The organism is Enterococcus florum, assembly GCF_004309355.1.
Classification (GTDB): Bacteria; Bacillota; Bacilli; order Lactobacillales; family Enterococcaceae; genus Enterococcus_A; species Enterococcus_A florum.
Genome location: NZ_BJCC01000001.1, coordinates 179,328 through 202,474, shown reverse-complemented (window position 1 = coordinate 202,474; position 23,147 = coordinate 179,328). Strand labels below are relative to the sequence as shown.

Genomic DNA, 23,147 nt, shown 5'->3' with positions numbered 1-23,147 from the left:
GAGACAACGTTGTATCATAGTGAAGTTGTGACCGTTCCTGAGACAGTTGCAGTGGTTGATCTGAGCGGACCGAAGAAGCAGGTGGGGCTGATTGGCGGGAATTTTAACCCGGTCCATTTTGCACATCTAATGATTGCCGAACAGGTAGGCCAAAAATTGGGCTTTGATCATGTTGAATTTCTTCCGTCTTATTTGCCGCCGCATATCGATGAAAAACAAACTATCGATAGTTTACACCGGTTGAATATGGTTCGATTGGCCATCGAAGACAATCCTCATTTGACGATCAATACCACTGATTTAGATCGAAAAGGGAAAAGTTATACAGTTGATACGATGAAAAAACTGAAGATAGAAAATCCTGATACAGAATACTATTTCATCATTGGCGGCGACCAGGTAGAGTATTTGCCCAAATGGCACAAAATTGATGAGCTGGCCCAATTAGTAAATTTTGTTGGGGTAAAACGACCTGGATACGAGATAGACAGTCCTTATCCGATAATTTGGGTGGATGTTCCTCAAATCCAGCTGTCCTCAAGCTACATTCGAAAACAGGTTGCCCAGGGCTGTTCGATTCGGTATCTGGTTCCTGAAAAGGTACGGGAATACATCGAAGAAGAAGGGTTGTATTTAAATGAAGCATAGCGAGACTTATACTGCATCGGATCGTGAGAATGTGATGCAGGCAGTCCAAATGCGCATGAGCGAGCGACGTTTTCAACATGTTCTGGGAGTAGAGGCAACAGCAATTGCATTAGCAGAGCATTATGGTGCGTCCGTGGAGAAAGCAAGTCTTGCAGCCTTGACCCATGATTATGCCAAGGAACGCTCCGATGAGGAATTTCAACTGGCAATCGAGCAGGGAGACTACGCAGATAAGGCGGAATTGTTGCGCTATGGGAATGCTATCTGGCATGGAATCGTCGGTGCCGATTTTGTGAAACGCGAGTTGAAGATTCAAGACCAGGAGATTCTTACGGCTATCCGACTGCACACAACGGGTGCAGCAGAGATGAGCCTGTTGGACAAAATCATTTATGTGGCCGATTACATTGAACCAAATCGTGTTTTTCCAGGAGTGGAGGATGCCCGTGAGATTGCCTTCATCGATTTGGACAATGCGGTTGCTTTTGAAACAAAGCATACGCTGCAGCATTTGATTGAAAACGAAAAAGAAGTATATCCCAAAACGATTGAAACCTATAATCGTTGGGTAGCAGGATTAAATTGAAAGAAATGAAGCTTAAGGAGGAGAACCATCATAGAGAGTAAAAAAATGTTGGAAATTGCTGTAAAGGCAGCTGATTCAAAACGAGCAGTCGATATTGTTGCGTTAAATGTTTCAGAGGTGTCGTTATTAGCAGATTATTTCATGATTTGTTCAGCAAATTCTGATCGGCAAATCAACGCGATCGTTGAAACAATTGTTGAAAAAGAAGAGGAACAGCAAGTTGAGATTAAGCGCATCGAAGGAAAAGATGGCGGGAAATGGGTACTGATCGACATGGGAGATTTGATTGTTCATGTGTTCAGTAATTCTGAGCGGGAATTTTACAATTTGGAAAAACTTTGGTCAGATGCTCCGTTAGAAAACATTGAGGCTTGGCTGGATTAATGGCTTACGAAACATTTGCTTTGGTTTATGACGCGGTCATGGACGAAAGCCTCTACCAAAAGTGGCTCAGCTTTTCAAAAAGGCAACTAGCTGCTGAGCATCAGACTATTTTAGAGTTGGCCTGTGGAACGGGTGCTTTAGCGGTTGAGTTTGCTAAAGCAGGTTACCAAGTAACTGGACTGGATCTCTCTGAAGAAATGCTGACGCTGGCACAAGATCGAGCGCTGTCAGCAGACACGGAGGTTACCTTCATAGCAGGAGATATGCTTGATTTAACAGAAATAGGAACGTACGATGCTGTTACCTGTTTCTCTGACTCCCTATGCTACATGCAGGATGAGAAACAAGTGCAGCAGGTTTTTCAAGGTGTTTACCAGCTGTTAGAATCAGATGGCCTGTTTCTTTTTGACGTGCATTCACTGTATCAGATGGATGAGGTATTTCCTGATTACAGCTATCATGAACAGACAGAGGAGTTTGCCTTTTTATGGGATAGTTATCCAGGAGAGGTTCCACATAGTATCGAACATTTTCTGACCTTTTTTGTTGCATCGGAGGATGGTCGATTTGAACGAATCGATGAGCTGCATAAGGAGCGGACCTACCCGCTTGCGAGCTACACGCAAATGCTGGAGAATGTAGGCTTTGAAGTGCGTGTAATGGCTGATTTTACGGATCGAGTACCAAATGCACACAGCAAGCGCTGGTTTTTCGTTTGTCGCAAAAGATGAGACAGCTGTCTCATCTTTTTTTAAGATTGGAAGGAGAGTAACGATGCAAAGCTGCGGAATCATCGTAGAATACAATCCGTTTCACAATGGACATAAATATCATGCTGAACAGGCCAGAAGGCTTAGTCAAGCGGATGTCGTAATCGCTGTGATGAGCGGCAATTTTCTTCAACGTGGAGAACCAGCCATCATGGATAAATGGGCACGCACAGAAGCAGCCCTAAAAAATGGCGTTGATCTGGTTGTGGAGCTTCCTTTTTCGTGGTCTGTCCAATCAGCTGATTATTTCGCACAAGGCGGGGTTAAGCTGTTGCAGGCGATGAACTGCGATGCACTTTGTTTCGGTACGGACGGTGATGATTCGTTTGATTATCAGGCTTATGGAAAGTATTTCATCGAACATCAAGAGCACATTGATATGCTATTTCAGCGTTTACCAGTTGGGATGAGCTATCCTGAAAAAATGGCCGAAGTTGTTCGTCAAGTATTTCCGAAAGCTCAGGAGTTTCCGCCCAATCATATTTTAGGGCTAAGCTATGCCAAAGAAAATGCCAAATATGTGCGTCCCATGAAACTTTTTCCTCTACAGCGAAAAGATCAAGGCTATCATGATCCTAGATTAGTAGAGCAGCAGTTTGCCAGTGCGACAGCGATACGTCAGGGATTGATTCGAGGCGAAAATATCGAGCAATATGTTCCAAGTGCAACAGCGGAGAATCTTTGGAAACCCATTACCTGGGATTCTTTCTGGCCGTATCTAACTTATCAATTGACGGTCGCCTCAGTTGAAGAATTGCAAACGATCTATCAAATGAATGAGGGAATCGAACATCGAATAAAGTCGGCTAAAAAAACTACCTTTTCTGCTTTTTTGGATTTAGTAAAGTCCAAGCGCTATACAAAAACTAGATTACAGCGTTTATTGATCTATTCGTTATTGCAGGTGAAGCAAAAGGAGATCCAGGCAGAACAGTCAACGACGATGCTGCACATTTTAGGTTTTACCAAATCAGGGCAACAATTTTTGAATCTGCATAAAAAGAAATTCCGTTTGCCTATTGCGGCAAAAATCGGCCAATATGAACAACAGCAGCACTTTTTGACTTATCGAGCAGACCAAGTGTACCAACTGGTTCATCCAAAAGAACAAAATTTAGGTCGTTTTCCGATTCAAGGATAAAAAAGGCTTTTAAAATAGTGAGCTTGTGTTTATAATGGGGAAGTATGAAATTAACGAAAGTGAAGTGAAATTATGGGTCGTAAATGGGCAAACATCGTTGCTAAGAAAACGGCGAAGGATGCAAATAACAGCCGAGTTTATGCAAAATTTGGAATTGAGATCTATGCAGCAGCAAAATCAGGTGATCCAGATCCCCATGCCAATCAAAAATTGCGTTTCGTGATTGAACGGGCTAAAACGTATAATGTTCCAAAACATATCATTGATCGAGCGATCGAAAAGGCCAAGGGTTCTGGCGATGAAACTTACCAAGAACTTCGCTACGAAGGCTTTGGTCCCAATGGTTCAATGGTGATTGTCGACGCTTTGACAAACAATGTGAACCGTACAGCTGCGGATGTTCGTGCAGCTTTTGGTAAGAACGGTGGCAATATGGGTGTTTCAGGCGCGGTTTCGTACATGTTTGACAGCACTGCTTTGTTTGGGTTTTCTGGCGAGGATGCGGACGAAATTTTAGAATATTTGATGGATCAGGAAATCGATGTTCGAGATGTCGTTGAGGAAGACGGACAACTCATTGTTTATGGTGAGCCTGAGGACTTTAATGCGATTCAAGAAGCATTGAAAGAAAAAGGAATCAGTGATTTTTCTATTGCAGAAATGCAAATGATCCCACAAAATGAAGTGGTTTTAACTGGAGAAGATCTTGAGAAATTTGAGAAAATGATCGATGTCCTGGAAGAACTAGAAGACGTTCAACAAGTTTACCACAATGTAGAACTTGATGACTAATTAAAAAGAGCCGTCTAAACTTGGCGGTTCTTTTTGCTGACAGCTTTTAAGCGAAACGAGGGAAGCAGACAAATGATTACAAAAGAGAAACGATGGGTCCGATGGATAAAAGAGACAATGCGGCGAATTACTAAACTGCAAAAACGTTCATAGTATCAAACTCGACGACCAGCACCAAAAAATCCGAGATGGAAAATCTGCATTTTCCGAGTCTCGGATTTTTTAGTTAAAGAAAGAGTTCCATGATTACTAGGACTCCAGAAACTAGAGCACGCCATATTCGGTTTCTGATTTCTAATTCTTTGTAATAATGATGGGTGAGGCCAAGAATCAACAGCACACAAATCAGTATCAGCAAGCCAATACCTATCGTTTCCCAGATCGTCATCTTCTTGTCTCCTTTAGTCAAACTTGTTAACTTCAGTATAGGTAAGAAGAGACGTTCCGTCATTAGACCAAAGTCTGATTTCTCAATGGACTGTTTTTCGCTGATAAAACATTTCCGGCACACTAGCCAATAATTTGCTTGGTTGCTGGAAAGTTAATAAAGTCAATTCGTGCATTGCTCTGGTACATAAAGTATATAAAATGAGCTTGTCCTGCTCGGTTTGATAATTCTCATTAGAGATATTCCAGCCATACACACGGTCAAATTCCAAGCCTTTAGCTAGATAAGCAGGGATAACCAAAATATTTTTTCGCATAAAATCCTCTTCACTGGTCAAGAGCTGGATCTCTTTTTTCTTTTCTTCTGGCAATGCAGCATAAAAGGTTTCACATTCTGCAGCTGTTTTGCCGATAATCGCAGTCCGCCAATATTTAGCCTTTTCAGCCGTCTCTTCCAACTCCCTTAACAGCTCATCAATCATCGATTGCTCTTCTTCTGTATAATAGATTTTAGGCAGTTCACCAGTACGTGCGGTTAGCTGGACACGATTCTCCTGAGTGAGGAATTGATTGGCGAAATGAGTGATTTCCTCCGTTGAGCGGTAGCTGGTCGTCAATTCAAAACGAGTGATTGATTGTTCTGGAAAAATAGTATCCAAAGCGCCTGCTAGGCTTTCGTTTCCAAATACTTTCTGATTTAAATCACCGCTCAATGTATACGTAGCTTTAGGATACAGCAATTGCAGCAGAGCCAGCTGAGCGGGGGAAAAATCCTGCATTTCATCGATAAAAATGAACCGAGCTTTTTGATCGACCGACACGGGAAAGATCGCCTTCATCAATAAAAACAATAGAGTACCGTCTTCTAAGCTTAAATCCCTTTGCCGAAAATCTTGACGAACCTGTGCCAGCATCTCTTGCCATTCGGCGTGTTTCAATTGGTAGTTGGACAAAATGTTCTTAGGCAATGTTTGTAAAAAATGCAAGTACTGCTTGCCGAAATTAATAAATTGGTAGCGCAGAATCCGACGTTTGATCGGACGAAGCTTTTGTCTAACCACTTTTTGAGTCAGCTGTCGTCGTAATCGACGCTCGGCTTTCTCAGAGTCGTCCATCGAAGGATTGTCGATATAGGCTGCTTGGAGTAATTCGTCAGCTGCAGCTTTACTCCAATCTTTTTTCATTTCATCTTTTTCGATCCCGCCGAGTTTTTTAAGCAGCTTGGTTTGCAGCAGCTGCATGCGTTGATACATTGGCAATTGAGGATTGGCTTCTTGGTACCATTGCCGAATCTGACTTTTCGAGATCAGTGTTCGTCCTTCTAGATTCAAATCCCTGAAAAGTGGTCCAAGTTCGGTAATGGACTGACAATAGCTTTGCATCGCTCGAATCATCGACAGGCTGCTTTTAAGCCGCAGGATCCGGTCATCTCTACCTGAAAGAAAGACTTCTTCATGGGTTTCTTCTGTGTGGATCTGATAGATCGGCAATAATTTTCCCAAAAAGCTTTTAAAGGTCTCCGTTGGAATGCCGCTTTCTCCTAGTGAAGGCAAAACGGTTGAAATGTAATCGGAAAAAATGTGATTCGGAGAAAACAATAATACTTGCTCATTGTCCAGCCAATTTCGATGATGGTAGAGTAAAAAGGCTACTCGCTGTAAAAGAGCTGAAGTCTTTCCGCTGCCGGCAATCCCTTCGACCACCATTACTTTGCTATGTGCATCACGAATGATCTCGTTCTGAGCTTTCTGGATCGTAGCAACAATGTTTTTCATATGATTGGAAGAGGCTTCGTCCAAAATCTCTAACAAGAAATCATCATTGATCGCTTCTGATGTATCGACCATAGAGAGAATCTGGCCTTCACGAATCTTAAATTGACGTTTTAGCAGCAATTCGATTGGGATGACGGCATCATGTGCGGTATATTCTGTTTCTCCCATTTCACCTTCATAATACAGGTTGGCGATAGGGGCACGCCAATCGATCACTAGTGTCTCTTCTTCGGTGTCGCGAAGAGAGGCAATTCCAATGTATAGTGTCTCAGCTTCTTTATCTTCTTTGAAGTCGATTCGGGCAAAATAAGGATTGCCGGTCATCAAACGCAGAACCCGTTGACGTTTTTCTTGAGCGGCCAATGATTGATATCGAACCAGCAATTCTTGTTCATGTTGTCTTGTACTGGCCATCGTGTCTGCCAGTGCTTCAAAGGAGCCGCCTTGAATACGCTGTTCAGCATTTTCTTGCAAATTCTGGTTGAATTGTTTTCGACTTGCTTGCCTTTGATCTTCTAAAAAGTGATATTCATGGTCGATCAATGCAATCGTCTTTTGGACGTGCTGCTGTTCTTCTTGTCTGCTGTTCATAATCGTCCTCCTCGTAACTTAACGGCATAATAGTATAGCATATGTTGGTGATAAAAGTAAAAGAACGAATAGAGTTAGACTCTTTAAATAAGAAATGATAGACTATAGAAAAAAAGGAGCGATCCAAGATGCCATTTGTCCATATTGAATTAGTGGAAGGAAGAAGCAAAGAGCAGCTAACTGAAATGATGAAGGAAGTGACCGAGGCGATCCATAAAAACACTGGTGCACCAAAAGAACACATCCATGTCATCATCAATGAGCTAAAAAAAGGCACTTATGCAGTTAACGGCGATTGGAAATAATCGTTAGATTTTTTAACTTGCATTTTAAAGTTTTAAGTGTTTTAATGTGTGTATAGTTGATCGAAGAAGAAAGACACCTGCACTTGGAGGCTGTGTAACAGAGAGGAAAAGCAAGGCTGAAACTTTTCCATACGTGCACAAGGAATGACCACTTTCTTAGACTCTTGTAAAATGCAGGAGCGGAAGCTGCGCCGTTATCGCAGGTTTGAGGAGCAGGATTCTGCTCGAAATTAGGTGGAACCACGTTGATTCGTCCTAGTATCGTTTTTGATACTAGGACTTTTTTTATTAATTTTAAGGAGGAAATTGTACATGTCAGTAAATATTTCATTTCCAGACGGTTCTGTCAGAGAATTTCATGATGGGGTAACAGGACTGGAGATTGCCGAAAGTATCTCTAAATCATTGGCTAAAAAAGCCTTGGCAGTGGTAGTGAACGGAGAGGTCGAGGATTTGACTCGTCCGATCGAGGAAGATGCAGAATTGAAAATCGTTACGGACAAAGATGAAGAAGCGTTGCCTTTGATGCGTCATTCTACGGCTCATTTGATGGCCCAAGCAATGCGTCGCTTGTTCCCGAATATTCATTTTGGTGTGGGGCCAGCGATCGATTCTGGATTCTATTATGATACAGACAATGAAGAAGGTCAGGTCTCTGAGGAAGATTTTCCAGCAATTGAGAAAGAAATGAAGAGAATCATCAAAGAAAATCTACCCATCGAACGAAAAGTTATGAGTCGTGAAGCAGCTCTGGACTTTTTCAGTTATGATCCTTACAAAGTAGCGTTGATTCAAGACTTGCCAGAGGAGGAAGTCATCACTGCTTATACGCAAGGAGAATTTACTGATTTGTGTCGTGGACCGCATATACCCTCGACCGGCAAAATCAAAGTTTTCAAATTACTTTCAGTAGCAGGTGCTTACTGGAGAGGAAACTCTGACAATAAAATGATGCAACGGGTTTACGGAACGGCCTTTTTCAATCAGGCAGATTTGGACGAGTTCTTGCGTTTGCGAGAAGAAGCCAAAGAACGGGACCATCGAAAATTGGGGCGTGAATTAGATTTGTTCATGATTTCCCCGGAAGTCGGATCTGGTCTTCCTTTCTGGTTGCCAAAAGGAGCAACGATTCGTCGTGAGATTGAACGATACATCGTCGATAAAGAATTATCGATGGGCTATGAACATGTATACACACCTGTCATGGCAAATACAAATTTGTACAAAACATCTGGACACTGGGACCATTACCAAGAAGATATGTTTCCAACGATGGATATGGGAGACGGAGAAGACTTGGTGCTTCGTCCAATGAACTGCCCGCACCATATGATGGTCTACAAAGATCGGATTCATTCGTATCGTGAACTGCCGATTCGATTAGCAGAGTTGGGGATGGATCATCGTTATGAAAAATCAGGCGCACTTTCTGGACTGCAAAGGGTTCGTGAAATGACCATGAATGATGCACATATTTTTGTTCGGCCTGACCAGATCAAAGAAGAATTTCGTCGAACACTGGATCTGATTCTTGAAGTGTACAAAGATTTTGGCTTTGATGATTACCGATTCCGTTTGAGTTATCGTGACCCAAACAATACAGAGAAGTATTTCGATGACGATCAAATGTGGGAAAATTCTCAACGGTTGCTGAAAGAGGTTATGGATGAATCCGGCTTTGATTACTTTGAAGCGGATGGAGAAGCTGCGTTTTATGGTCCAAAACTAGATGTTCAAGTTCAAACAGCTCTTGGAACGGAAGAAACACTCTCCACGATCCAATTTGATTTCTTGCTGCCAGAACGCTTTGAATTAACGTATATCGGAGAAGATGGAAAAGAGCATCGTCCAGTGGTAGTCCATCGTAGTGTTGTTTCAACAATGGAGCGTTTCACTGCATACTTGATCGAACAATATAAAGGTGCGTTTCCAACTTGGCTGGCACCCGAACAAGTGGTCATCATCCCTGTATCTGTGGAACACCACGGAGATTATGCTTACGAAGTTAAAGATCGGTTGAAACGCGAAGGTGTTCGTGCAGAAGTTGACGAACGAAATGAGAAGATGGGCTACAAGATTCGTCAGGCTCAAACACAAAAAATTCCTTATATCTTAGTCGTCGGAGATAAGGAAGTTGCTGATGCTAGTGTCAACGTACGCCGTTATGGCAGCCAAGACCAAGAGGTCCAGGCGCTGAATATTTTCGTCGAAGCAATCAAAGACGATATTACAAATTTCAGCCGCAATTAAAAAACATGCTGGCAGCCGTTTCCGGTTGCCAGCTTTTTTATACACGAATGGTTCAAACGGTGAATGGCAATGCAAGGATTTGTGGAAAACTTTTTTATTGAAAAGGGAGTTTGATCTATTTTGTATGAAGATTTTGTGATAAATTTTTCCACATAAATAGAAGAACAGAAAAATGTTTCACGATCGCGAGAAATTTTATCTTTAAAAAAAAGCTCATTTATAATCCTGTTTTAGGTTAAGTGATTATTTTATGAGAATGTTGTGAAACACTCTATTCGACTACATAAAAAAGTGTTAAAGTAGGAACTTATACCAAGGATTATCCTTTTTAAAAAAATTTTTTTCAGCTACAATATAACAAGCAACCCTGATTAATGGAAGGAATAGATACATGAAATCGAAGAACCCCTTCACCCATTGGCTAGAAAAAATCAAAACCGCCGAAGCAGCGGATCGTGCAAAACATAAAAACCAGATCCCTTTTCGCTTGAATTTTCTTTTTTTTATCATCTTTGCTCTCTTTGCAATTTTAATTACTCGATTAGGGTATCTCCAGATCGTCAATGGCGAAAAGATGGAACAGCGCTTAAAAGAGGCAACGGTCATCAATGTCTCTCGCAGTACCCCCCGCGGCTCGATCTATGATGCAAACGGGGTAGCTTTAGTGGACAATAAAGCTTTTCCCTCAATCACGTTTACCCGGGGAAATACGATGTCTGCAGGAGATATTTATCAGGTAGCCAATAAATTGAATGAGTTGATCCATGTGGAAGTCGATGAAAACTTGACCGATCGTGATAAAAAGGATTATTGGCTGGCAAATCCTGAGAACCTGAAGATAGCAGAGGATCGTTTGTCGTTTAAGGAAAAAAACTTGGATACTTCAGATGAGTATCAAAAGCTAGTCGATAAAGTCCAAGACACTGAAATTCAATTTGATGAAACAGAATTGCGGGCAGCAACGATTTTTAAACGCATGAATGCCGCCTCTGCACTTAGCACGGTTTTTGTGAAAAGCAAAGATGTCACTAACGAGGAATTAGCTGTCGTTGCAGAACGAGCTTCAGATCTTCCTGGTGTTTCGACAGGAACGGACTGGGAGCGAAATTACAATGATGCATTGGACGATTCCCTGCGCAGTATTTTGGGAACCATCTCAACAGAAAAACAAGGGCTTCCTGAAGACGATTTAAAAGAATACTTGAAAAAAGGCTATGCTCGCAACGATCGAGTCGGAATCAGTTACTTAGAAAAACAATATGAAGAGGCGTTGCAAGGCAAAAAAAGCAAATACGAAATCTCCTTGAATCAACAAGGTGTCATCACCAAACAAGAAGAATTGAACAAGGGCGAAAAAGGCGCTAACTTGAAACTGACGATCAACAGCGATTTTCAAAAACGAGTGGAAGAGATCGTGAAGAACCATTATCAAAATTTGATCGATAATGGGCAAGCGCAGTATTCACCTGGTGCCTATGCCGTTGCCCTTGATCCAAACAATGGGGATGTCTTAGCGATGAGTGGATTTTCTCATGAAGTAGGCAGCAAAGAAATAAAGGAATACACATTGGGAACAATCCTAAACAACTTTGAGCCTGGCTCTGTTGTAAAGGCAGGAACGGTAACAGCTGGCTACCAAACGGGTGTGATCAGCGGAAATGACGTTCTGATTGATGAGCCGATTCAATTGGCTGGTACACCGTTAAAGGGATCGATTTACAATAAAATCGCAGGCAATCAAATTCCTTTAAACACTGTCAAAGCATTGGAATGGTCTTCGAACGCTTACATGATGAAAATTGTACTGCGAATTCTCGGTGTGGATTATTACCCAAACATGGCCTTGCCGGAGAGTGCTGGCACAAAAGAGATGTATGACAAGTTGCGCAATGCCTTCGCCGAGTATGGTATGGGCGTCAAAACAGGGATAGACCTGCCAGGTGAATCGAGTGGATTAGTTAGTCAAAAATTTGGCGAACCTGGGGGGCCTGGCGGTGGAAACCTCCTTGACTTATCCTTTGGTCAGTACGATACTTATACCCCAATGCAACTAGCCCAATATGCAGCCACAGTCGCAAATGGAGGTACAAGAATTTCTCCTCACGTTGTCAAAGGGATTTACGGGAATAATGAAGACGGAGGACTAGGCGAGCTGCAAAAGGAAATTTCCGGCAAAGAGTTAAATAAAGTCGACCTATCACCGGAACAAATGGGCATTATCAAACAAGGATTTTATCAAGCAGTCCATGGAAATGATCCTTATACAACCGCAACCGATCTCCAAACGGCTAATCTGGATACCTCCGCTAAAACGGGAACTGCGGAGACATCAGTGACTGTAAATGGCGAAGTGATTCAAACGATCAACAGTAATTTGGTAGCCTATGCGCCTTCAGAGGCACCGCGAATCGCCATTAGTGTCGTACTTCCGAATCTTTCTGTGGATCATGATGATACAAATAAAGCGATCGCAAAAGATATCATCAATGCCTTTACAGAGGTATATGGTACAAATTAATCAAGGCTTAAGCAGAGGATGGAAGCTTCTTTTTGCTTAGGTTCTTTTATTACAAAGGAAAGGTCGGGGATTTTGCAAGCAAGATTATATCTTTGATCTGTTCTTCAGCGTATAATCCAAATTAAACATGGAAGGGTGAATGATATGTCGGTTTACGATTATAAGGTAAAACAAGTAGACGGTACAAACAAGAATCTATCAGTTTATCGAGGAGAGGTATTGTTGATCGTTAATACCGCTACTGGGTGCGGCTTTACGCCCCAATATGAAGGACTACAAGCATTATACGAAGCCTATCATGAAAAAGGATTTGAGGTATTAGACTTTCCCTGCAATCAATTTGGCAACCAAGCACCTGGAAGCAACGAAGAAATTGCTTCTTTTTGTCAAATGACCTATCAGACCTCTTTTCCAACGTTTGCAAAAATCGATGTGAACGGTGAAAATGAATCTCCCCTGTATACGTATTTGAAATCGATGCAAGGCGGTTTACTTAACAAAGCGGTGAAGTGGAATTTTACTAAGTTTTTAGTAGATAGAGAAGGAAACGTGGTAAAGCGCTACGGGTCGCAGACCAAACCAGAGGCCATCGAAGCAGACATTCGCCAACTGCTTGGTTAACGTCAAGTAATACTACTTAACGAATTTGACAAAAAGACTAGCCAAACTTTCTCAAACATGGTATGATATCTGAGTCTGAGATTCATCTTGGAGAATTGTCATGTATGGGAGGGAAAATCATGCGCGTAAACATTACTTTAGAATGTACTTCATGTAAAGAACGTAACTATTTAACAAATAAAAACAAACGGAACAATCCGGATCGTTTGGAAAAGAAAAAATACTGCCCACGCGAACGTAAAGTTACTTTGCACAAAGAAGTAAAATAATTCGAGACATGAAGTCAGAATCAACGATGATTCTGGCTTTTTTTGTTCTCTCAAAGGGTAGAATAAAGGAATAGAGGCATTCGAATGGAAGAAGCATTTTTTTACCGGGAAAATGCACTTGCTGCAACGCAAGGACTCAAAGGAAGGGTGCGAGCTGCATAACTTGAAAAAAGACCCACGGTATTTTAGATAAATTAAGGATCGTTGAAGATCTGGAAACTTATGAAAGTATCCTCTTCGATTTTTCAGACCAGCAAAAGCCAGCTGAAAATTCAAAAGATGACAAGGTCAAAAAATAGTTGAGTGATAGAAGCAATGGAACCCAGCGCACAAAGGGTTCTTTTTTTGAACGAATGATTTGGAAATTGTTCATAGATTCGTAAGAAAAATCTAAACTTCTAGTGGTAAAACTATAGAAGTTCAGTCAATGAAACGATTGACCATTTATCTTAGAAGGAGGCGATGGTTTTGCGGAAAGTACCGCCTATAGTCAAACCAATTGCGTTATTGACATTGTCAACGATCATCGCTACTGCAACGGGCGTAGCCAATGGTGCAAGTTATCGCGGCGGCTCGGGAGCCAGCAGCACGACTATCAATACCGAGGGAATTCAACCCGAGGAGAGCGCAACTGATAAAAATAGTTCGGAGTCTGCAGAAAGCACATTGTCCATAGAGCAAAATGGACCGGATAGCCAAGCCGATTATGCTCAAGACACGACGCCGTCAAGCGTTCAACCAAGTGAAACGACAGATGAATCCGGAACTGCTGCGACTTTGGAAAGTACAGAGACAGGAACATCAGCGAAGGAGAACGGAACTAGCGATCAGTCAACTGCAGCTAATCAAAATGAAAATGAAGTAGGGAATGCCCCATGACATTCATTTTAGAGATCATCAATGGTTTGAATAAATTTTTAGGCTTTTTAGAGATTAGTCCTAAGTATTTAAATCGCGGGTATACCCTGTTAGGCTTGTTGCCAACCTTTTATATAATGAGGATCATTTATGGCCTATGGCTCAATCACAATTATTTTCAAATGATCCTTTATACGGTTGTTTTCCTGCTGTTTTTGTATTTCTTTGTCTTGAATTTTTTTTACTATTTTTTAGACAAAAATTTAAAAATAGATATTACTCAGCTGTTTGTCAAATATTTACCGGATGAGGCTTTTAATATTCAACAGGAAAATAAGAAAAAGAAACAGGAGTTTGACTCTGCAGAAGAGATCGCTATTGATTTTATTGAGGATTATCAGTTAATCGTTGCTGAAAATATCCAATGGCTGGTTGAAAAAGGTGAGCTGAGAACCAATGATCTAAGTGAATCAGAAGGTTTTTTGATTGATAAAGATACGCTTTATCCTTATTACTATTTGAAAATGGTGCGTGAAGGACATTACATTGTGCAGATTGGACATAGCTACCAAACGTTAAGTACGATTGGTGAGGTGTATTCGTCTGAAACATTGAAACCAATTGGTCTTTTCATTATCGGGGGCGATTTTGTTCGTTCGGGTGTACGGTACCATGAACCCTATCAATTAAAACTACTGGTACGCAGTAAGACAACGAAACAGTTAGTTAGTCGCAGCAGCAGGCACAATTAAAAAACCTGATCGATCGATTTTATGCAGAGGTCGATTGATCAGGTTTTTTTGTTCAACTATCTTAACGCATCCTTGATGCTTTCAATCATTTTTGTGTAAGCGATTGGTCCATTGTATAGCCAGCTGGAGTTGTTATCAAATTCATGAAGCTGTCCATTTTTTATAGCTGGGATATTTTTCCACAATGAATCCTCAAACATGGCAGCCCCTGTATCACTATTCACTAAGAAGATGTAATCCGCATCAAGTTGAGAAAGACTTTCAAGTGAAACAGCAGACCAATCAGAGGTAGCTTGTTCACTGATTTCTTTTGTTAATGCTGGTACTTCAAACCCTAAATCGCTGTAAAGCAATCGACCGCTTGAACGATTTTCAGCAACCATAAAAGCGGAATTGTTTGTGACCCATAAAACGGTGGCCGACTTTCCATTGATGTCATCACTTAATTCTTCCTTTGTTTCTGAGACCAATGATTCATAGTCGTCCTTAACCTTTTTGGCCTGCTCCTTTTTATCGAAGACATCTCCAATTTCTTCCAATTGTTCCTGCCAAGTCACACCATCCCCATTTTTTACCACATAAGTTGGAGCGATTTTTTCATATTCATCGTATTTTCCTCCCTCAACAGTAGTGTTGGAGCCAACCAGTAATAAATCAGGCTCGTATTTTAGTACTTCTTCATAGGGAAGATCATAGTTGACGGTAGGAATGTCCTTCAAATCATCCTGCAAATAATGCTGGATCTTTCCTTGACCGACTGTCCATTGTGCAACAGGCTTTTCATCTAACGCGACCAGGTAATCTTCTAGATACGACGCGATTACTCGTTTTGGTTTTTTCGGAATTTCTACTTTATGGTTCAAGGAATCTGTTACTTCTCGCGTTTCATTGTTTGTAGCAGAGTCTTGACTATTTTCTCCTTGGCCGCAAGCCCCTAATCCAACCAAACTACCTAGTACAACAGCTGCTGTTAAAAACTTCTTATACTTAAACATTAATGGAACTCCTTTGTACATTAATTGAGAATTGTTCTCAATTACTATTATTACCGAAAGGATCGACGCTGTCAACAAGGAATTTTTCATCAAAACCTAGTTGACGAAGGGGGAAAAGAACGAGATAATTGAGAACGGTTATCAAAGGAAAGAGGACGATGTATGGTGAGCTTGAATACGACAGATCTTTCTGTTGGGTATGACAAAAAAATTATTTTAAATGATGTGACGATTGAGATTCCTCAGAACAAAATCACCAGCCTGATTGGACCTAATGGTAGTGGGAAATCAACATTACTCAAATCGTTAGCAAGAATCCTAAACCCTGTAAAGGGGGAAGTGATGTTAGATGGTGAAAACATCCATCAAATGGATTCAAAAATGGTTGCTCAAAAAATTGCCTCGCTCTCGCAAACCAGTGCACAAATCAATGGATTGAATGTAGAAGAGATCGTGGCTTATGGACGTTTTCCTTATCAGAAGGGGTTCTCGGGCTTGAGGGAGCGTGATCACGCGTTGATCAACTGGGCATTAGAAGCTACCGATTTGACTGGATTGCGTGATCGAACATTAGCGACCCTTTCTGGAGGGCAGCAGCAACGAGTATGGATAGCCATGGCGTTGGCACAAGATACCGATATTTTAATTTTAGATGAGCCGATCACTTTTCTAGATCCTGCCCATCAATTGGAAATTCTTCATCTGTTAACAAGAATCAATCAGCAAGGGAAAACGATCTTAATGACTATACATGATCTCAATCATGCGTCACGTTTCTCTGACTATATATTAGGAATGAAAAAAGGGGCATTGATCATGCAAGGGTCGCCTGAAGAAGTTTTTACAGAAAAAAACATGGGTGAACTTTTTGACATCCGTGCCCATTTCTACAAGACATCTGGGGATTCAAAACCTGTTTTATTGCATTATGATTTATTGAAAGGGAGTCCTTTAGGATGAGACAGCGTGTTTTTTTTCCTATCGTAATAATTTGTTTAGCAGCAGCTGTTTTAGCCTCATTGAGATATGGTGCAGTTGAAACAACATGGAAGGATGTTGCAGGCGCCTTAGGTTCATTTGATCCAGCAAATCAGGGAGAGCAGCTAGTACGCTTTTTACGGTTGCCTAGAATGTTAGGTTCTCTTGCTGTAGGCGCTAGTTTAGCCAGTGCAGGTGCTTTGATGCAAGGAATCACCAACAACCCGATTGCTGATTCAGGTATTCTAGGGATCAATGCTGGTGCTGCGTTAGGATTGGCGATCGTTTTTGCAGTTTTTGCTAATCCCGCCCCAATGACGGCTCTCGTGGCATCGTTTATTGGCGCTTCTGTGGCAATTTTACTGATCTATATTATTTCTTCTCGCGTTTCCTTTGGGATGAATCCTATTCGGATCGTGTTGCTAGGAGCTGCGTTAGGCTCTTTTTTCTCGGCACTCAGTCAAAGTATAGGACTCTTGTTCCAACTAAGCCAAGACATGACTTTTTGGTATGTTGGGGGTACTGGAAATATTTCGTGGCAACAGCTGCAGGCGGCAGCTCCCTTTATTATTACAGGATTAATCGGGGCTTTCATTGTTGCCCCTCAGGTGACATTGCTCAGCATGGGAGATGAGACAGCTATATCCTTAGGTAAAAATCCGGCGGTTATCCGCAGATGGAGCATGTTGTTTGTTTTGTTTTTAGCGGGTACGGCCGTATCTTTGGTAGGAACCGTTAGTTTTGTTGGCTTGATCGTTCCGCATGTGGTTCGTTTTTTTGTGGGACACGATTATCGCGTCGTTTTGCCTGCTTCAGCACTTTTTGGGGCTTTGTTTTTTGTCACCGCGGATATTGCGGCACGATTAATTGCTCCTCCTTTAGAAACACCAGTTGGCGTCATCGTGACCATTATCGGTATCCCTTTCTTGCTGGTTCAAATTAGGAGGGGAAAAATATGAGAAAGTTTTCTTTTTTCACCCTTCTATTTTTATTAGGAGCGGGGATCGCATTGAGTCTGATGGTGGGAACATTGCCGATCAGCTTTGATGAACTCATTTCTGTTTTTCAAGGCAACGCCAGTCGGACACATCAATTGATTGTCGTTGATTTTCGGATTCCCCGGATGCTGGTTGCCTTGTTTGCTGGTTTTGGTTTAGCGATTTCGGGATACCTATTTCAAACGATTATGCACAATGAGTTAGCAGATCCGGGCATTTTAGGAATCAATGCCGGTGCTGGCTTGACAGTTTTATATTATCTTGGTTTTTTCGCTGTTAGTCGAGCTGCTTGGGTGCTGCCTTTGATTGCTTGTATTGGTAGTTTGCTAGCAGCATCCTTAGTGTATTTCTGCGGTCATCAAAAAGGACGTCTTGCGCCTAATCGGTTATTGCTTTCTGGGATTGCTGTCAATGCAGGAATTTCAGCACTGACATTAATTGGAACGGTTAGAGCGTCGAAAGACAGCTACCAATTTGTCGCTTCGTGGTTGTCGGGCACGATTTGGGGAACAACTTGGCAACATCTAGCTATTCTCATTCCTTGGCTGCTTTTTTTGATCCCATGGATTTTGATCAAAGGAAAAGAATTAGAGGTCATTTTTCTTGGAGATGAGGTAGCAACTAGCCTGGGAATAAAGATGAAACGGGCTCAATTATTTTTCCTGTCGGCAGCAGTTTGTCTAGCAGCTGTAAGTGTATCAGTAGCTGGCAGTATTAGCTTTATTGGATTGATTGCACCACACATTGCTCAAATTTTTCAGCGGAAGAAAAACAATCGAAATTTACTGATGAGTGGCATGATTGGTGGCCTGTTACTGCTTTATAGCGATATTCTTGGAAGAGTGATTTTACCAGATGGTGAGATGGCTGCTGGGATTATTGTTTCTATCATTGGGGCACCTTACTTTGTTTATCAGTTATTGAAAAAAGAGTAACTCGCTGCAGTTTAAAGGAGGAGTTTTATGTCTTGGGTGACAATCTGGAGTCATGCACATCGGGGATTTTTATCTTATGGAAAGACTTCGGGGGAAATCCAGCTTCGTTTTCGACCATTGACTAAAGCACGACACATTCGTTTGGTTTTCGCGAATGAATATGGATGTGCGCCGCTGACTATAAGCGATGTTTCTTTTTCTTCAGGAAATCAGAAAGTTGAGCTCTCTTCATTTTATGTTCAGCCTGGAGAAATTTATAGTACAGAAGAGCTTATGGTGGAAGCGGAAAATGAAATTTGGCAGATCAATTTCTTTGCTGAACAGGCAGTCAGCGGCTATGGGTTCACAGATAGTGATTTTTGTGGACACCCTGAGAAAAAAGGCACGATAAATTTTTGTCCAGGTCTGTTGGCGATTGAGGCAGACATAACAGCTGGAAATTGTATTTTGGCTTTGGGGGATTCTTTGACTGAAGGAGGTGCTTGGACCGCGCCTTTGCAGCAACGGTTGCGTGATGAGGATTGGTATCTGGTGAATCAGGGAATCAATGGCGCACAGCTTCTTAAAAATAGCAGTGATCGCGTCACTCAAGATCCTCGCGAATTTTTTTATGGCTATGCTGCGCTTACAAGATTAAAAAACTGTTTAAAGAGTCATCGCAGTGTAAAGGTAGTGATTTTATCGATGGGAATCAATGATTTAGTATTTTCAAGTTCCACTTTTGCTAATTTGCAACGGGGTGTTGAAGCAATTTTTACTGAATGTGATGCACACGGGATTCGTTTGTTTGTTTCAACGTTGACACCTTTTACGGGTTATCCTGATGTGACGCCAAGCAAGGAAGCAACAAGGCTGAAGATCAACCAGTGGATCCAACAACGATTTGGTGAACAAGCCCTCGACTTTGCAGCACCTGTTTCGAAAAATGGTGTACTAAAAAAAGAAATGGATAGCGGTGATCATTTGCATTTTAACGCAATCGGTGGAAGGGCAATCGTGGAATTAATTAATATAGAAAGTTTAAAGGGGGGTTAGTCCCCTTTTTATTTTGACCTATATTTGGTAGTATCAGTTCATAGGAATTGATTCCAGCAGATCAGAACGAGCGATGTTGAGCGTTTCACGATCAATATGTAATAATCTGAAAGAGTATGTTCTGGTCTTAGAAATCAATGATGGAGGTGGAAGATACGGACAAAAAACGATTGCGTCAATTAATGATCGAACGACTGACTAAGCTCGCCACAAGTGAGGAACGATTGGAGCAAATCGAAGCGATCTATAAAAAGCTTTACGCTAGTCGAGAATGGGCTTCTTCGCAGGCAATTGGAGTAACCATTGCTGTAGAGTTCGAATTTCCCACTCAACCGTTGATTCAAGCGGCTTTGGCTTCTGGAAAAAGGGTTGCCGTTCCTAGATCGCTGCCTGGAAGAACATTAGATTTTCATTGGATTGACCAGTCGAGTCTCTATATACGATCAAAATTTGGTGTTGAGGAACCTAAAGAGGATCACCCTGCTGCACCTGAAGATCTTGACTTGTTGATTGTTCCCGGGCTTGTTTTTCAAAGCTCCGGATATCGCATTGGTTTTGGCGGCGGTTTTTATGATCGATTTCTGTCGGAATATAACGGAAAGACGCTTAGTCTGGTTTTTGAGGAACAAATGAACGAGGATTGGCAGCCTGGACCATTCGATGTGCCAGTCGAGAAAATCATTACACGAAATTAGGAGGAAGCATGAGAAAAGAGAAGCCTTATGTCACATACGCAATTTTAGCAGTCAATTCCATTGTTTTTTTGATGCAATATCTATTGCCGGAAATCATGATCGAAAATGAACTGGGGATGTTTGCCCCTTCAGTGGTCTATCAGCAAGAATATTGGCGCTTTTTAACCCCGATGCTGATTCATTTTGGGTTGGCCCATTTCGCATTAAATTCAGTTGTACTTTATTACATGGGACAGCAGTGTGAAGCGATATTCGGTCAATGGCGTTTTGCTTTGCTGTATTTTCTTAGCGGACTTATGGGAAATTTAGCTAGTTTTGCGTTTAATCATCCGAATACCTTATCAGGTGGTGCCAGTACAGCAATATTCGGTTTGTTCGGCGGTTTTTTAGTGATTGGCTACCATTATCGTGACAATCGTGCTTTTCAAGCGCTGACTAAACAGTTTGGCATGTTTATTTTATTGAATTTAGTCTTCGGCGTTTTCGATACCTCGATTGATTTATGGGGGCATCTGGGAGGATTACTTGGAGGGGCTTTGGCTGGAATGATCTTGGCTGTTCCTCATGCAGAAGATCGCTTTTCTACTCGTGAACGCATCACCGGAGTTCTGTTTTTCTTATTCTTTTTTGTGATAGCCATATTGTTAGGATTTAGAAAGTTAGGATTGCCTATTCTCTAAAATCGGCCGATTGCCGATTTTTTTGTTTTTTTGGAAACGCAAGATGAATATAGAATCAATCAATTGTTTTTAAAGCATAAAAAGGAATAGAACGATTTCCCTCTGTAAAAATACGGAAAATACCTGTATAATGTCTAGGGATGTGATTGACGTGAAGAGTTTATATGATGTACAGCAGATCTTGAAGCAATTTGGGATCTATGTTTATTTAGGTAAACGTATTTATGACATTGAGTTGATGCAAATTGAATGGAAAAATCTTTACGATGGACGTTTGATTGATCGAGATACTTATCTAAATGGATGGCGTATACTGAAAAGAGAACATCACATTGAAGAAAGTCGGGAAGGTGAATTATAATGGATAAAAAACTATTAGGCATTGATCTAGGCGGAACGACAGCCAAGTTCGCGATTTTGACTCCTGAAGGAGAAGTTCAGCAAAAATGGAGTATTGATACCAATATCTTAGATGCTGGCTCTCATATCGTGCCGGACATCGTTGAATCGATCAATCATCATTTAGAGCTGTATGCGATGAAGCCAGAACAATTTATTGGAATCGGCATGGGGACTCCCGGTAGCGTGGATAGCGAAAAGGGAACAGTGATAGGCGCCTATAATCTGAATTGGACAACGTTGCAGCCCGTCAAAGAATTAATTGAAAAAGGAACAGGGATCTCGTTTTATATTGACAATGATGCCAATGTAGCCGCATTGGGGGAACGTTGGAAAGGTGCAGGAGACAATGAACCAGATGTGGTTTTCATGACTCTGGGTACTGGTGTAGGTGGAGGAATCGTAATGAACGGCCAACTCCTTCATGGGGTGGCTGGATGTGCTGGAGAGATTGGGCATGTGACGGTCGATCCAGGTGGATTTGAGTGTACTTGTGGAAAACGCGGCTGTTTAGAAACGGTAGCAAGTGCCACAGGAGTAGTACGAGTTGCTCGTCAAATGGCTGAAGAGTATGCAGGAGGTTCTCAGCTAAAAGCACGTCTAGATAATGGAGAAGATATCACTAGCAAGGATGTATTTGATCTAGCCAAGGAAAAGGATGACTTGGCACTGATGGTGGTCGACAGAGTAACCTTCTTTTTAGGACTTGCCTGTGGAAACCTGGGAAATACGCTAAATCCTTCAACAATCATTATTGGCGGAGGCGTTTCAGGGGCTGGAGAATTTCTGCGTAGCCGAGTAGAGAGCTACTTTAAGGAATTCACATTCCCTCAGGTTCGAGAGAGTACTGACATCAAGCTAGCCGAATTAGGAAATGAAGCTGGGGTAATCGGTGCAGCTTCACTAGCACTAACATAAATTTAAGAGCAGGAAGGATTTTGTATTATGTCATTTTGGTGGACGATCAACATTATTTTGCTAGGGGTTATTTTGGTTTTCGTTGTCTATGAAGGAGTCCAACGAATCATGATCAAACGTTCAGCAAAGGTAATCAGTCAAGAAGAATTTCAGGCTGGGATGCGAAAGGCTCAAGTGATCGATGTTCGTGAACGTGATGAGTTTAATTCAAAGCATATACTAGGTGCCCGAAGCTTTCCTTACCCTATGCTGAAAGAAACAATGGGGTCGCTAAGAAAAGACCAGCCGATCTATATTTATGATTATAATAAAGCTGTTAGTGCACGGGCAGCGAATCTGCTGAGAAAGAATGGATTTACCAATCTTTACATTTTAAAAGGCGGAATCGAAGAGTGGCAGGGAAAAGTGAAAAAGAAAAATTTAGATTGATCTACTAGACAGGCAGAAACGTTGTGCCTGTTTTTTTGTTGCACAAATCATCATTTACCTCTACTCTGTAGGTAGAGGTGTTAATAGCATGGTAAAAATTAAGCGTATTTATGAACAATATGAAGATTCGGACGGGTATCGAATTCTGGTTGATCGCATTTGGCCAAGAGGGATCGCTAAACAGGATGCTCGCATCAATCTGTGGCTGAAGAATATCGCTCCTAGTTCTGAATTGCGGAAGTGGTTTGCTCATGACGCCAAAAAATATGATGCGTTTAGATTGGCGTATCTTCAGGAGCTTTCTTCTGGAACTGCCAAAGAAGCTTTGGAAGAGCTGAAGAAAACGATACAACTAGAGCCCACTGTCACCTTGTTGTACGGCGCAAAGGACACAAAGTATAATCAAGCACAGATACTAAAAGAATTGGTAGGATGATG

26 protein-coding genes are annotated in these 23,147 nt (G+C 41.6%); 23 read left to right on the top strand and 3 right to left on the bottom strand.

The genetic code is table 11. The annotated features are described in order from the left end of the window. Nucleotides 1-27 precede the first annotated feature (27 nt). From NRIC_RS01045 to NRIC_RS01020, 6 genes are all read left to right on the top strand, one after another. On the top strand, nt 28-648 hold the full coding sequence (locus NRIC_RS01045; RefSeq protein ID WP_227873701.1) for a nicotinate-nucleotide adenylyltransferase: 621 nt from the start codon (nt 28-30) through the stop codon (nt 646-648). Continuing rightward, a complete protein-coding gene (yqeK, locus tag NRIC_RS01040; RefSeq protein WP_146620833.1) occupies nt 638-1,234 on the top strand; it encodes a bis(5'-nucleosyl)-tetraphosphatase (symmetrical) YqeK in 597 nt (198 codons plus the stop codon). The genes NRIC_RS01045 and yqeK overlap by 11 nt, the downstream gene beginning before the upstream one ends. A gap of 45 nt (nt 1,235-1,279) precedes the next feature. Then, the gene (gene rsfS, locus NRIC_RS01035) at nt 1,280-1,618 is read left to right on the top strand and encodes a ribosome silencing factor (RefSeq protein ID WP_146620832.1); all 339 of its coding nucleotides are present in this window, start codon (nt 1,280-1,282) and stop codon (nt 1,616-1,618) included. Beyond that, nucleotides 1,618-2,349 (top strand): class I SAM-dependent DNA methyltransferase, encoded by a 732-nt coding sequence (locus NRIC_RS01030; protein WP_146620831.1) that lies wholly within the window; start codon nt 1,618-1,620, stop codon nt 2,347-2,349. The genes rsfS and NRIC_RS01030 overlap by 1 nt, the downstream gene beginning before the upstream one ends. Nucleotides 2,350-2,392: 43 nt before the next feature. Further along, nucleotides 2,393-3,529, top strand: a complete 1,137-nt coding sequence (locus NRIC_RS01025; protein WP_146620830.1) for a nucleotidyltransferase — start codon at nt 2,393-2,395, stop codon at nt 3,527-3,529. 72 nt (nt 3,530-3,601) lie between these two features. After that, entirely contained in the window at nt 3,602-4,321 is a 720-nt protein-coding gene (locus NRIC_RS01020) for a YebC/PmpR family DNA-binding transcriptional regulator (RefSeq protein WP_146620829.1), read from the top strand. A gap of 226 nt (nt 4,322-4,547) precedes the next feature. Here the strand turns inward: NRIC_RS01020 and NRIC_RS19150 are convergent, their stop codons facing one another. Then, nucleotides 4,548-4,709 carry a hypothetical protein gene (locus tag NRIC_RS19150; protein ID WP_175579955.1) on the bottom strand — a complete coding sequence of 54 codons (162 nt, stop codon included), beginning with the start codon at nt 4,707-4,709 and terminating at the stop codon, nt 4,548-4,550. 82 nt (nt 4,710-4,791) lie between these two features. Then, on the bottom strand, nt 4,792-7,074 hold the full coding sequence (helD, locus tag NRIC_RS01015) for an RNA polymerase recycling motor HelD (RefSeq protein WP_146620828.1): 2,283 nt from the start codon (nt 7,072-7,074) through the stop codon (nt 4,792-4,794). Nucleotides 7,075-7,202: 128 nt separating this feature from the next. Between helD and thmT the strand changes: the two genes are divergently transcribed. The 7 genes from thmT (at nt 7,203) to NRIC_RS00980 (ending at nt 14,647) form a co-directional block, all read left to right on the top strand. After that, nucleotides 7,203-7,379 (top strand): 2-hydroxymuconate tautomerase, encoded by a 177-nt coding sequence (gene thmT / locus NRIC_RS01010; protein ID WP_146620827.1) that lies wholly within the window; start codon nt 7,203-7,205, stop codon nt 7,377-7,379. Between the two features lie 312 nt (nt 7,380-7,691). After that, nucleotides 7,692-9,629, top strand: a complete 1,938-nt coding sequence (thrS, locus tag NRIC_RS01005; protein WP_146620826.1) for a threonine--tRNA ligase — start codon at nt 7,692-7,694, stop codon at nt 9,627-9,629. Nucleotides 9,630-10,020: 391 nt separating this feature from the next. Further along, a complete protein-coding gene (locus NRIC_RS01000) occupies nt 10,021-12,147 on the top strand; it encodes a penicillin-binding transpeptidase domain-containing protein (RefSeq protein WP_146620825.1) in 2,127 nt (708 codons plus the stop codon). A 144-nt stretch (nt 12,148-12,291) separates the two neighbouring features. Beyond that, nucleotides 12,292-12,768 (top strand): glutathione peroxidase, encoded by a 477-nt coding sequence (locus NRIC_RS00995; RefSeq protein ID WP_146620824.1) that lies wholly within the window; start codon nt 12,292-12,294, stop codon nt 12,766-12,768. 104 nt (nt 12,769-12,872) lie between these two features. Next, nucleotides 12,873-13,037: a 50S ribosomal protein L33 gene (gene rpmG / locus NRIC_RS00990; RefSeq protein WP_265416092.1), complete on the top strand. Its 165-nt coding sequence runs from the start codon at nt 12,873-12,875 to the stop codon at nt 13,035-13,037. A gap of 462 nt (nt 13,038-13,499) precedes the next feature. Further along, on the top strand, nt 13,500-13,916 hold the full coding sequence (locus tag NRIC_RS00985; protein WP_146620822.1) for a hypothetical protein: 417 nt from the start codon (nt 13,500-13,502) through the stop codon (nt 13,914-13,916). Continuing rightward, nucleotides 13,913-14,647 carry a DUF6681 family protein gene (locus NRIC_RS00980; protein ID WP_146620821.1) on the top strand — a complete coding sequence of 245 codons (735 nt, stop codon included), beginning with the start codon at nt 13,913-13,915 and terminating at the stop codon, nt 14,645-14,647. Before NRIC_RS00985 ends, NRIC_RS00980 begins: the two co-directional genes overlap by 4 nt. 56 nt (nt 14,648-14,703) lie before the next feature. Here NRIC_RS00980 and NRIC_RS00975 read toward each other — a convergent pair whose 3' ends face one another. After that, complete coding sequence (locus NRIC_RS00975) at nt 14,704-15,642, bottom strand: ABC transporter substrate-binding protein (protein WP_146620820.1); 939 nt, start codon at nt 15,640-15,642, stop codon at nt 14,704-14,706. 162 nt (nt 15,643-15,804) lie between these two features. Here NRIC_RS00975 and NRIC_RS00970 point away from each other — a divergent pair, with 162 nt between their 5' ends. The 10 genes from NRIC_RS00970 (at nt 15,805) to NRIC_RS00925 (ending at nt 23,145) form a co-directional block, all read left to right on the top strand. Further along, nucleotides 15,805-16,602: an ABC transporter ATP-binding protein gene (locus tag NRIC_RS00970; RefSeq protein ID WP_146620819.1), complete on the top strand. Its 798-nt coding sequence runs from the start codon at nt 15,805-15,807 to the stop codon at nt 16,600-16,602. Continuing rightward, a complete protein-coding gene (locus tag NRIC_RS00965) occupies nt 16,599-17,579 on the top strand; it encodes a FecCD family ABC transporter permease (RefSeq protein WP_146620818.1) in 981 nt (326 codons plus the stop codon). The genes NRIC_RS00970 and NRIC_RS00965 overlap by 4 nt, the downstream gene beginning before the upstream one ends. Continuing rightward, the gene (locus NRIC_RS00960; protein ID WP_146620817.1) at nt 17,576-18,553 is read left to right on the top strand and encodes a FecCD family ABC transporter permease; all 978 of its coding nucleotides are present in this window, start codon (nt 17,576-17,578) and stop codon (nt 18,551-18,553) included. The genes NRIC_RS00965 and NRIC_RS00960 overlap by 4 nt, the downstream gene beginning before the upstream one ends. A 27-nt stretch (nt 18,554-18,580) precedes the next feature. Beyond that, on the top strand, nt 18,581-19,588 hold the full coding sequence (locus NRIC_RS00955) for a GDSL-type esterase/lipase family protein (protein WP_146620816.1): 1,008 nt from the start codon (nt 18,581-18,583) through the stop codon (nt 19,586-19,588). Between the two features lie 137 nt (nt 19,589-19,725). Then, nucleotides 19,726-20,283, top strand: a complete 558-nt coding sequence (locus tag NRIC_RS00950) for a 5-formyltetrahydrofolate cyclo-ligase (protein ID WP_227873699.1) — start codon at nt 19,726-19,728, stop codon at nt 20,281-20,283. Between the two features lie 8 nt (nt 20,284-20,291). Then, nucleotides 20,292-20,963, top strand: a complete 672-nt coding sequence (locus tag NRIC_RS00945; protein WP_146620815.1) for a rhomboid family intramembrane serine protease — start codon at nt 20,292-20,294, stop codon at nt 20,961-20,963. Nucleotides 20,964-21,114: 151 nt separating this feature from the next. After that, nucleotides 21,115-21,324: a YqgQ family protein gene (locus NRIC_RS00940; protein ID WP_146620814.1), complete on the top strand. Its 210-nt coding sequence runs from the start codon at nt 21,115-21,117 to the stop codon at nt 21,322-21,324. Continuing rightward, on the top strand, nt 21,324-22,280 hold the full coding sequence (locus NRIC_RS00935) for an ROK family glucokinase (RefSeq protein ID WP_146620813.1): 957 nt from the start codon (nt 21,324-21,326) through the stop codon (nt 22,278-22,280). The genes NRIC_RS00940 and NRIC_RS00935 overlap by 1 nt, the downstream gene beginning before the upstream one ends. Nucleotides 22,281-22,307: 27 nt before the next feature. Continuing rightward, nucleotides 22,308-22,709: a rhodanese-like domain-containing protein gene (locus NRIC_RS00930; RefSeq protein ID WP_146620812.1), complete on the top strand. Its 402-nt coding sequence runs from the start codon at nt 22,308-22,310 to the stop codon at nt 22,707-22,709. A gap of 88 nt (nt 22,710-22,797) precedes the next feature. Beyond that, entirely contained in the window at nt 22,798-23,145 is a 348-nt protein-coding gene (locus NRIC_RS00925) for a DUF488 domain-containing protein (protein WP_146620811.1), read from the top strand. Nucleotides 23,146-23,147: the final 2 nt, after the last annotated feature.

Bases quoted from the DNA above. Each gene is read 5' to 3' on its own strand.
- yqeK (WP_146620833.1), top strand. From the start codon at position 638: ATGAAGCATAGCGAGACTTATACTGCATCGGATCGTGAGAATGTGATG.
- rsfS (WP_146620832.1), top strand. From the start codon at position 1,280: ATGTTGGAAATTGCTGTAAAGGCAGCTGATTCAAAACGAGCAGTCGAT.
- NRIC_RS01030 (WP_146620831.1), top strand. From the start codon at position 1,618: ATGGCTTACGAAACATTTGCTTTGGTTTATGACGCGGTCATGGACGAA.
- NRIC_RS01025 (WP_146620830.1), top strand. From the start codon at position 2,393: ATGCAAAGCTGCGGAATCATCGTAGAATACAATCCGTTTCACAATGGA.
- NRIC_RS01020 (WP_146620829.1), top strand. From the start codon at position 3,602: ATGGGTCGTAAATGGGCAAACATCGTTGCTAAGAAAACGGCGAAGGAT.
- NRIC_RS19150 (WP_175579955.1), bottom strand. From the start codon at position 4,709: ATGACGATCTGGGAAACGATAGGTATTGGCTTGCTGATACTGATTTGT.
- helD (WP_146620828.1), bottom strand. From the start codon at position 7,074: ATGAACAGCAGACAAGAAGAACAGCAGCACGTCCAAAAGACGATTGCA.
- thmT (WP_146620827.1), top strand. From the start codon at position 7,203: ATGCCATTTGTCCATATTGAATTAGTGGAAGGAAGAAGCAAAGAGCAG.
- thrS (WP_146620826.1), top strand. From the start codon at position 7,692: ATGTCAGTAAATATTTCATTTCCAGACGGTTCTGTCAGAGAATTTCAT.
- NRIC_RS01000 (WP_146620825.1), top strand. From the start codon at position 10,021: ATGAAATCGAAGAACCCCTTCACCCATTGGCTAGAAAAAATCAAAACC.
- NRIC_RS00995 (WP_146620824.1), top strand. From the start codon at position 12,292: ATGTCGGTTTACGATTATAAGGTAAAACAAGTAGACGGTACAAACAAG.
- rpmG (WP_265416092.1), top strand. From the start codon at position 12,873: ATGGGAGGGAAAATCATGCGCGTAAACATTACTTTAGAATGTACTTCA.
- NRIC_RS00985 (WP_146620822.1), top strand. From the start codon at position 13,500: ATGGTTTTGCGGAAAGTACCGCCTATAGTCAAACCAATTGCGTTATTG.
- NRIC_RS00980 (WP_146620821.1), top strand. From the start codon at position 13,913: ATGACATTCATTTTAGAGATCATCAATGGTTTGAATAAATTTTTAGGC.
- NRIC_RS00975 (WP_146620820.1), bottom strand. From the start codon at position 15,642: ATGTTTAAGTATAAGAAGTTTTTAACAGCAGCTGTTGTACTAGGTAGT.
- NRIC_RS00970 (WP_146620819.1), top strand. From the start codon at position 15,805: ATGGTGAGCTTGAATACGACAGATCTTTCTGTTGGGTATGACAAAAAA.
- NRIC_RS00965 (WP_146620818.1), top strand. From the start codon at position 16,599: ATGAGACAGCGTGTTTTTTTTCCTATCGTAATAATTTGTTTAGCAGCA.
- NRIC_RS00960 (WP_146620817.1), top strand. From the start codon at position 17,576: ATGAGAAAGTTTTCTTTTTTCACCCTTCTATTTTTATTAGGAGCGGGG.
- NRIC_RS00955 (WP_146620816.1), top strand. From the start codon at position 18,581: ATGTCTTGGGTGACAATCTGGAGTCATGCACATCGGGGATTTTTATCT.
- NRIC_RS00950 (WP_227873699.1), top strand. From the start codon at position 19,726: ATGATGGAGGTGGAAGATACGGACAAAAAACGATTGCGTCAATTAATG.
- NRIC_RS00945 (WP_146620815.1), top strand. From the start codon at position 20,292: ATGAGAAAAGAGAAGCCTTATGTCACATACGCAATTTTAGCAGTCAAT.
- NRIC_RS00935 (WP_146620813.1), top strand. From the start codon at position 21,324: ATGGATAAAAAACTATTAGGCATTGATCTAGGCGGAACGACAGCCAAG.
- NRIC_RS00930 (WP_146620812.1), top strand. From the start codon at position 22,308: ATGTCATTTTGGTGGACGATCAACATTATTTTGCTAGGGGTTATTTTG.
- NRIC_RS00925 (WP_146620811.1), top strand. From the start codon at position 22,798: ATGGTAAAAATTAAGCGTATTTATGAACAATATGAAGATTCGGACGGG.